The 619-nt window shown below is 44.9% G+C and carries 1 rRNA gene; it reads left to right on the forward strand.

The features are described from left to right. Positions 1-256: ribosomal RNA gene (locus DPF90_RS20205) — 16S ribosomal RNA — on the forward strand; the annotation flags it as partial. Positions 257-619 lie beyond the last annotated feature (363 nt).

The raw sequence follows: 619 nt of genomic DNA on the forward strand, positions 1-619 counted from the left end.
AAAGTGCGTCGTAGTCCGGATTGGAGTCTGCAACTCGACTCCATGAAGTCGGAATCGCTAGTAATCGTGGATCAGAATGCCACGGTGAATACGTTCCCGGGCCTTGTACACACCGCCCGTCACACCATGGGAGTGGGCTGCAAAAGAAGTGGGTAGTTTAACCTTCGGGGGGACGCTCACCACTTTGTGGTTCATGACTGGGGTGAAGTCGTAACAAGGTAGCGCTAGGGGAACCTGGCGCTGGATCACCTCCTTATACGATGATTATTGAGACAAGTGTCCACACAGATTGATGGTTTTGAAGCGAAAGCTTCGAGCTGTTTTGCTCTTTAACAATTTGGAAAGCTGACAAAACAATCTTGATTCCTTGTGAATAGGATTGTTTGTAAAGTTCTCAATGTTTATCGAAAGATAAACACCAATAAACACATTCAAGTGTTCTTGGAAACAACACCTTAGTGTGTTGTTTATATTTGAGTCCGGCAAAATCGAGTCTGCATCATGTTTAAATAATTGCAGACAACTTTGGTTGTTTAAACAACAACACCAAATATTGCGACGTGGATTTTGGCCTTCAGGCTAGGCGCTGAGAAATGGGTCGACGGGAGTGTGGTTTTTC

This window comes from Vibrio tetraodonis (assembly GCF_003350295.1).
Lineage (GTDB): Bacteria > Pseudomonadota > Gammaproteobacteria > Enterobacterales > Vibrionaceae > Vibrio > Vibrio tetraodonis.